Below are 8,179 nucleotides of genomic sequence, written 5' to 3' on the forward strand. Positions count from 1 at the left end.
GCGCGGCTTGCTTTAAAATGTCGTTCTCCATCTTAAGCCGCTGATTTTCTTTACGTAAAGCAAGAAGTTCGTTTTCCACAGGGGTACGGTTTGCTTTCTCCGAAAAGGTACCGGAGGTTTGACTTTGTTTGATCCATCGATCTAATGCTGTTGCACTCAGGTCGTATTCACGAGCAATGTTGGCTCGAGTCTTTCCGCTTTCATACAGCTGAACCATCTGGTTTTTAAATTCGTCTGTAAATGTACGTCTTTCTTTGGGCATCGTAGATTCGCTCCTGTCTGATGTCTTTATTCTAACGACTACAGCCATCTATACGAAGCGTAGTAAGGAGCAAATCAGAGGGTTTATGAATTGGATATGACTCAAGAAACCTGTCTGAAACTCGGATAGGTTTTTATTTTGAAACGTATCCTCCACCCCTTTATCGTCTTTCATCTACTCTTATGAAGTTTCATCTAGTGAACTTTAACATCGTGTCTTATTATTACATGAATGTGTAAATGTAGAACCCATATAGAATAAGGGTTATTATGATTACAATTCGATTGACTTTAGATACATTTTGTGTCATTAACGATACATCTCGATACACTTGTGAAGAATTGATTTAAGTAGGTAAAATATAGGCAGAACATATGAAACATGAACAATAATTGTAATTATTACTTTTAATATTCAACATAGATAAAACCTATCACATGTTCGATAGTGATAGGTTTGTGCAATCGTGTTATAACAATAAACGGCGAGTGGACGAGTGGATATGTTAACTTATTCTAAATTTAATAGTTGACAATTAGTTGCCTAGATTAAGCCTATCTGGTACGAACCGTAATTCTATGTTTATACTCAGCTATGAATTTCTTACCTAATTCGGTAATAATATACAAACCATCTTTTTTCTCAATTAATCCATAAATTATGTACTCTGATGCAGACTTTATAAGCATATCTAAAACGATATCCTGATTTCGAGATGAACTGAGAGATACTCCATGCAAATATTTATCGTACTGTTTAATAAATAATTCATATAAATCGCTAGGATATATGCTATGTTGACCTGTCTTATAATTGGACAAAGCTACCCTTAATTGATCAAATGTAAATCCTGTGTACATTTGTTTAGGTAATCTTTTTTCATTACTCCCTGACTTTCTTTTATTTTATCGTTCTCTGCTATAATTTTAGCATTTTCACTCAATAGCCGCTCATTTTCCTCCATCAACCCTTTTACATCTGGAACATCTTTACCTGACACCCAACCTGACAAATTTTTCTGCTCAATCTCTCTTAGTGACTTAAATATGCTAATCTGTATGTCCTTATTGTCATCAACCAGAGCAATAAGCTTTGAGGATAAAATGTTCTCTCTAAATTCCTTATGCATTTGTTGATTATCATGCTCTAATGCATCTTTATATCCTAATGAATTCACCTTATTCTGGATAAACGAATCACTCAAAACAAATACAAATCTTGGCTTTTTAATTTCACCAGCATAATCATATTCCCAATGTGTAAAACTCTTTGATTTATCCTTCAATAAAGAACCATATCTGCCACCTATTATCAACATATAAGCATCTGATTCTTCAATCCAGCGTTTAATGATATCCAGTTGCGAATCATCACTTGCCGTAAACAATTCCATACCAGCAGGAATATGTCCTGCATTTAGAATGGATTTAACAGCTATCTGCCTTTCCTCTTTTAAATCCGTAAACGTTGATGATATGAACACTTGCAGTTTCTTTCTCATATGTATGATTCCTACCTTTCGAGTCCTCTAAATGTAAAATAAATGTATCCCGTCATATTGCTGACGATAGAAAATATCATGTAATTTTGGGAATTTTTTGTTACTATATACCTATGATATCATGAAAAATCCAATTTTTACATAATTATAATCTTGATTATAAAAGAAAAAAAGAACTCAATTTTGAGTCCTTCTCTCTTCCCTCTATTCATTTAATTCCTTTCACGTATGATTATGATGTTGTTCTATACCGTTTCGTCCAATGATTTTTAAATGGTACTTACCATTATTTAAATGGATTCTTTACCAAATCCCTGAAATGATTATTCTGCTCCAAATAATCACGGTTTTCTTTCGTAAAAAGAGTAGCTTGAATTGTTTTCCACAAGTTTCCTGTTTGATCTGCGTCTAAATCTTTAAATTTGATGCCATAGTTTTTTTCTGCTAGACTTCCAACTTCTTGCCATCAATGAGTGGTGTAGTCATCTGCAATGCTATCATATCATTTTCTGGAAATTCTCTTAGTAATATGAGCGACCACTCCATCAAAATTTTTCTTAATTTATCATCATTCTTCCATGCAGCATTAAATTCAGCTTCACTTAACTCACCCTTATACTCGCTATAATCCAAAAATTCTATTCTTGCCGCGCCTTTCTCCCAAGTCGCACTCTTCACGAACGACTTTGAATCCATCATGACTGCTACATATGCATTAAATTTCTCCAAATCTTTTTCTCTTTGTATTTCAAACTTATTTTTTACTGGCTCTTTTATTGCCTCCTTGACCTCTGCTTTTGCTGGTTGTTTCACAACTGGAGGAGCAGCAGCTGTCTTAACAACCTCATTTTGATTACCACAAGCAGTCATAATTGCAACTAAAGATAATATCGTTATGCCTCTTACAACTTTTTTCATTAAATTCTCAACCCTTCTAGACATTCGATATATAGCCCCATTATACCAATAATTCACTATTTAAGGTAAATACAAACAGTTAATTTGTCACATTTTAGCACATTATGTTACTATATACCTATGTCATCCTTAGTGGATTAATACACGTTTTAAAATACAAAAATAGATCACCAACAAAAGTGATCCAGCCAATTAAATGAATTCAATATTCTAATTTTCAATAAACTCAATCTTATTAAAATCGAGCACACATTCTAATTCGGTTTGTGCTATTACGCTAGATGTAAATAATTCATTATACGGTGTATCTGTAAAATCCATTCTACTATCTCTTTTCCTCCATTGTTCATAAACCTGCTTAGTAATTTCAAATGGTAGTAAAGGTTTTATACTACGCTTACTATGTACAACAATTAGTTTATTGCCATCTCTAGCAATAACTACATTATTCTTATATACCAGCTGTAAGTGATTCTCTTTGTTTATCTGAAATACGCTCATGTGTTCCCCTCCATAAAATGATTATATGTTAATTGGGCATTGGCAACAATGGATATTTAGAATCATTTTAGAATCGTAACCTGCGCCAAAATCAATTTGATTTCCACATAACCCAGAAAGTAGTTGAGTATCATGTTTCACATTCATCAACAGCTCATTTCCCCTGCCGACTTTGACAACGCTTTGTTCTTTGCCATTTATAACGAAGATAAGCTCATTATTCATTGTGAAGCCAAGTGACAGGGCTATTGTTATGGTCCTAGTTGCATACTTTTTCTACCCATCCAGATCAAAAAGATTTACAAGAGTTTTTATATTAGGTTTCTTAGCTCAGTTATTAGTTTTTGATCTATCTAGAATGATGGTCTTTACTGACGATAATGCAAATTCCTATTTAGATAGAATGCTAGTCGAGTTAGTTGTTTTTACCATATTGTGCTCTGTTTTAAAAGAAATTCTAGATTTCCCATCGTTGATTGATTTAGATCTTTTGCAATTTTTTCAACCCTTTTACATCTTGATTCTAAAATCCAACCTAATCATTTAAGCCAAATAATCCATATATTTTTTAAAATCAACTAACATATGTTCGTGAGAATCCTTTAATCGTCTATCTTCTATATTACAAGATTCAAGTTTATTAATTATCGCAATAAGTGAATCAACATCCTTGTTGTCCAATTGTTGTATAAACCTAAGAGCTGTTACATATACAGATAAATCTAAATATGCTTCCGCATTCAGTGTATCTTTGTTCGCCTCATGTTCTATTCTAGACAGCAACTCTGGTACTAAAGCATATTCGTTTGCCTCTAAAGCTTCAAAAGCATGATAACTCTCCTTTAAACATCGAGTAATGATAAATTTATCTGTGTTATGAGTATTTTTAATGAGTTGTTCTAACCAATAATCGACTTGCTTAGAAACATCTAATTGTTTCAATTCATTTAATTTGTTTTCAAATTCATTATCTAACTCTTTGGTTTCTGGAAAACATCTATAGAACAATTCCTGATCCATTGTTTTTCTCATTGTGATACTATAATCGATATAATCATTGCCAGTGGATGCAAAGTAAATAAAATCATCAGTGGTATTCAACCCAGAAAAGTGGCCTTTGAGCTTTATAGCTACATTTTGTGCAAACAAATAATGGGCATCATTAAATATCCTTTTCTCAAAAGCAATGACTACCTCATCACCCTCTGCTATATGATCAATCTCCTCATCTGCATGAGCGCTTGCAATGATTTCAAAATGGTTATAAAGAGTGTCAAACTTTTCATTAAATTCATGGAAGTTGTGAGCAAAATCCCCTAAAGCGTATCGTAATGATTTCAATTGTTCTTCCGTATAATTCCATTTTTTATGTAAGATTCTTCTGTTTCTTTTAAATCATCTAACGTATTTATGTAAATCAAAAATGTATTATGTTCATCCGCATACAAACCAAAAGCATATACTTCTTTATTAGAATCAGAAACAGAAAACTTATGGATAGCCTCCCTACATCCCTCAAAAAGTTCATTTTCGAAATTGTTTGCAGTTATAAGCTCAATATCTTCTTGAATTGTAGGCATGAAAACTATTCGATCATCTTCTGTAATGCCATAGTACCCTTCACCTTCTAGCTGCCTTTTTCCCTCTAATAGCTCACATATGCCCACATAATCTAAATTCAACCCTGCATAGGTTTCCCTGGGCAGTCCGGATGCATCCCGAAGGTTGTTGGCAAGCCATCCGTAATAGTCCCGCTGCTCTTTCCATGCTGCAGCCTTGCTACTGTCTTAGGCGATGGTCGCGAAAATCCGCTATGAGGTAGGTGATCGTACCATTGAAAATAAAAGCACTCGTCCCGAAGGAAAAGGACTCACTGAGCAATTCTTTATTATTATTCAATCGGCGGTTGAATTCAATATAGAACAGCACTCAACTTAAACACAAGTTGAGCTTACTCAAATAGTGAACTCCTTATTGTACCCATACCCAATATCAAAAAAATAATTCAACAGATCGGAATGGATGAGCGTATATTTCATTCAAGTGGTTAATGAAGTGGCTGGCGGAATGAGTTTCACAAATAAATTCTATTCCTCTATGTTATTTAGGTTACAATCCATACATTCAGAACGAACGGTGAATATCATTACAACATGAAGCAAAAAAGGAGGGATAATCGATGAGTGTTGTTGGAAACAGATTTACTTCCACTGCAGAAATTTTGGTTCTTTTCATTTTGTTGGTGATCGTGTTGTCGATTGGTTTCTGTATTTAACAGAAAAATGAGTGTAAAGAAAGAACAAGAGCCTGATATCTTGTTCTTTCTTTTAATTTATTTAGATCCAATAATGAGAATAAATCCGATGTATAAACTCCAGTTCCGAGGCCGCAAGTAACTTGTCTACGATCTTCTGCATCTGGTCCCATATACATGCTATGAACGCGAAATAGACGGGCACTGAATGCTACCGTCTATTCATGGGAAAGGAGGGTCGATATGTGGGCAGTTGGGGGTTACCGCCACATTACATTGTATGAAGATCTTTAATTTTGGGAACTTGCTTTTTATCTGTAGGGCGATTACCTATTTTGGCATCCGTCCAGTCACGCCTCCGCCAACATACATAACATAGATTATGCAAGACGGAAGGAGGAATAGCTATGGGTGCACTCGGTGTTGGTGGAATTGGTGGAGTTGGTGGAGTTGGTGGAAGCTGTGCAGGTTATGGTTTAGGAACTAGTACAGGCGCAATTCTTGTATTATTCATATTGTTGGTTATTATAACCAGTGCTTTTTGTATTTAAGTATTTGTCAACCACTTCCCGATTAAATCAGGAGGTGGTCTATTCTATTTTTCTGGCTGCTATAGTTTTACGTCGTTCTGCCTTGCCAGCATCGTAGCAATAATCAGCAAAGCATCAGCAGCGTTAATCTCACATTTAGAAGCCTGTTCCGTCCAATTGTAGCTGTTCAGCACCCTTTGTGGAAAAGACCATTCAAAGATAAGACAAGCTGATCCCCTTTCCAATCTGCATCATACTCAAGTGGTTTTGTCATATCCTCATCATCCTCCTCGATTCTTTTTACCTCTGTGATCACATGCCAGAAAGCAATATCCATTTCGTTCATATCAACATTTCCTGAAATTCCGGCTACCTTTCCTGTCTGTGAATATTGAAATGTTGCCCACTTGTCCCATGTGCTGTTTGCCATTGGTGTAGTTGCACCATAGTGCGCCACCCACAATGGAAATTCAGCCAGCTTGCTACCGAGATAGGACCTTGCAAAGCTTGCACCGGTGTACAGCATTACGCGGTGGCCACTTCTGATTTGGACCTCAGACAACCAGATATACGACCAATCTGTTAAAAGATAACACTAAAATTCAATTCTCTTACTGCCGATTAATAATCAGATAAAATATTTTGAGGAGCTGATTGATATCGCAGAAAACATTTATAAAGATAGTGACCTGATTCCTATACTTACTACAGATGTTTTTCCAGGAAGAGATGTTGAATACGTTGCCTTTGTGTGTGAAAACGCACGAATATTGGAGGTAGCTATACGTAACATACAATTACAAGCATACAGAAAGGGAGCAGATGCTATTATTGGATTAACATTTAGCATTGTAACAAATCAGTCTGTAGCTGCTGCGGGTACAGCCGTTAAGTTTAAAGATTGATTGGTTTATAGGATACTCCGATACTTATTCTCTCTACACCGTCCTATCCCCAAACCCATGTTCCAGATAACTTCGGTACGGATCTCCCATAAAATTGGACACCTATAAGCCCTCACGTTCGTTTCTGTAATCCATAAAATAATGGAACAACGAGAGGTGGTGATGAATGTGGACGAAATATATTATGCTTGCAGAAACTGTCTTAATCGTCGAGTTCGTGTTTTTATGAGATCCGGGGAAATCTATGAAGGGACCGTAGTTAATGTTGATCCAAATTTTTTATATCTGGATGGATCCTCTGCCTCGATTTCAAATAAAAAAGTAAAAGTTAAAGGATTTTTTAATCCTCTTATAACTACTCTTGTATTATTCGATCTATTGGCGATTGCCTTACTATAGAATGTAACATCCTCATCCCTCGCTATGCATACCAAGATGCAGCGAGGGTTTTTCTATCCAATGCATTGGTAAATTTGGTGAGATATACGGGGAGGTCTTCCTTGCTTGCCTCTCTACATAAATAAGTCATGTTACGACAACAGCATTCGAGCGACTTTTCAGTTATCGCCTGCTAATCTAATCTATGGAAATTGATTCGTCAGGAGGTTGAAATGTTTGATAGTTGAGATCGCAAAATATGTGTTCGTCACTGCTCTTTTCGTTGGATTTGTGTTAGTGAAAAGGGCTTGACTGTCTGAAATACATGGAGGTGCTGAAGATGACCATGCCAATTAATGAGCCAACTATTGGTGGAACTGCTGAAACCTCAACAGATATTGACTCATTACCAGCAGAAAAGAACATTGATTATGAAATTGAATTTGCTAAAAACCAAAATCGAATTATGTCTTTGTGGAATGAAATTGTCCAATAACCAACCACTTTCTCGACAAGCCCGTAGAAGCCGGATCAATCGTCTGGCTTCCTTCAGCCTTATTATTTTTGATACTCCTGTTGAACCGCCTCCGGCAGCTCCTCGAAGGAAATCTCTTCCCAGTGCGTGACGCCCCGAATCAGCGTTTTATATAACTGGACGTAAGCCCCTTTTCTCAATTGCTTCCCGGCAGAAAAAGCAAGTGTTTTTTCCTTTCCTTTCTCGTTATAGACAGTCAGCTCATAGCCGTAACGTCCATTTTCATCTTGAACGCCGGGGGCGGTTATCATCGTATAATAGACGGTTTTTCCCTTAGGATTATCGGGTGTTAGCTTCTCCGGGGTGAGGAAGAATATACACAAGCATGCCCCAATCACGATAATGAGCCCGAGCACCAGCAATATTTTTTTCATCAATAATTCCTCCTAAGCCCA

11 protein-coding genes and 1 pseudogene are annotated in these 8,179 nt (G+C 36.2%); 4 read left to right on the forward strand and 8 right to left on the reverse strand.

Going from position 1 to position 8,179, the window contains the following annotated elements; translation table 11 throughout:
* From BK127_RS41110 to BK127_RS41145, 6 genes are all read right to left on the reverse strand, one after another.
* On the reverse strand, positions 1 to 262 hold a 262-nt coding region (locus BK127_RS41110; protein WP_179097816.1), incomplete at its 3' end, for a transposase.
* 829 nt (positions 263 to 1,091) lie between these two features.
* Positions 1,092 to 1,763, reverse strand: coding sequence for a DUF4062 domain-containing protein (locus BK127_RS41120; protein ID WP_076238421.1), 672 nt, complete (start codon positions 1,761 to 1,763; stop codon positions 1,092 to 1,094).
* Positions 1,764 to 2,207: 444 nt separating this feature from the next.
* Entirely contained in the window at positions 2,208 to 2,681 is a 474-nt protein-coding gene (locus BK127_RS41125; protein ID WP_076238422.1) for a hypothetical protein, read from the reverse strand.
* Positions 2,682 to 2,891: 210 nt separating this feature from the next.
* Positions 2,892 to 3,182, reverse strand: coding sequence for a hypothetical protein (locus tag BK127_RS41130; RefSeq protein ID WP_076238423.1), 291 nt, complete (start codon positions 3,180 to 3,182; stop codon positions 2,892 to 2,894).
* 543 nt (positions 3,183 to 3,725) lie between these two features.
* Positions 3,726 to 4,523 (reverse strand): hypothetical protein, encoded by a 798-nt coding sequence (locus BK127_RS41140; protein ID WP_076238425.1) that lies wholly within the window; start codon positions 4,521 to 4,523, stop codon positions 3,726 to 3,728.
* On the reverse strand, positions 4,520 to 4,864 hold the full coding sequence (locus BK127_RS41145; RefSeq protein ID WP_076238426.1) for a hypothetical protein: 345 nt from the start codon (positions 4,862 to 4,864) through the stop codon (positions 4,520 to 4,522). The genes BK127_RS41140 and BK127_RS41145 overlap by 4 nt, the downstream gene beginning before the upstream one ends.
* A gap of 497 nt (positions 4,865 to 5,361) precedes the next feature.
* Here BK127_RS41145 and BK127_RS42830 point away from each other — a divergent pair, with 497 nt between their 5' ends.
* Both BK127_RS42830 and BK127_RS44380 read left to right on the forward strand, forming a co-directional pair.
* The gene (locus BK127_RS42830) at positions 5,362 to 5,457 is read left to right on the forward strand and encodes a sporulation protein YjcZ (RefSeq protein WP_083689974.1); all 96 of its coding nucleotides are present in this window, start codon (positions 5,362 to 5,364) and stop codon (positions 5,455 to 5,457) included.
* 386 nt (positions 5,458 to 5,843) lie between these two features.
* On the forward strand, positions 5,844 to 5,987 hold the full coding sequence (locus tag BK127_RS44380; protein WP_179097817.1) for a hypothetical protein: 144 nt from the start codon (positions 5,844 to 5,846) through the stop codon (positions 5,985 to 5,987).
* Between the two features lie 166 nt (positions 5,988 to 6,153).
* Here BK127_RS44380 and BK127_RS41150 read toward each other — a convergent pair.
* A pseudogene (locus tag BK127_RS41150) lies at positions 6,154 to 6,537 on the reverse strand (GH25 family lysozyme); the annotation flags it as partial.
* Between the two features lie 127 nt (positions 6,538 to 6,664).
* Between BK127_RS41150 and BK127_RS45990 the strand changes: the two are divergent.
* Both BK127_RS45990 and BK127_RS44390 read left to right on the forward strand, forming a co-directional pair.
* Positions 6,665 to 6,871 (forward strand): heavy metal-binding domain-containing protein, encoded by a 207-nt coding sequence (locus BK127_RS45990; RefSeq protein WP_372237422.1) that lies wholly within the window; start codon positions 6,665 to 6,667, stop codon positions 6,869 to 6,871.
* A 718-nt stretch (positions 6,872 to 7,589) separates the two neighbouring features.
* Positions 7,590 to 7,745, forward strand: coding sequence for a hypothetical protein (locus BK127_RS44390; protein ID WP_179097819.1), 156 nt, complete (start codon positions 7,590 to 7,592; stop codon positions 7,743 to 7,745).
* Between the two features lie 62 nt (positions 7,746 to 7,807).
* Here BK127_RS44390 and BK127_RS41165 read toward each other — a convergent pair whose 3' ends face one another.
* Entirely contained in the window at positions 7,808 to 8,158 is a 351-nt protein-coding gene (locus BK127_RS41165; RefSeq protein ID WP_076238429.1) for a YxeA family protein, read from the reverse strand.
* Positions 8,159 to 8,179: the final 21 nt, after the last annotated feature.

The sequence above is a fragment of the Paenibacillus sp. FSL H7-0331 genome, from assembly GCF_001956045.1.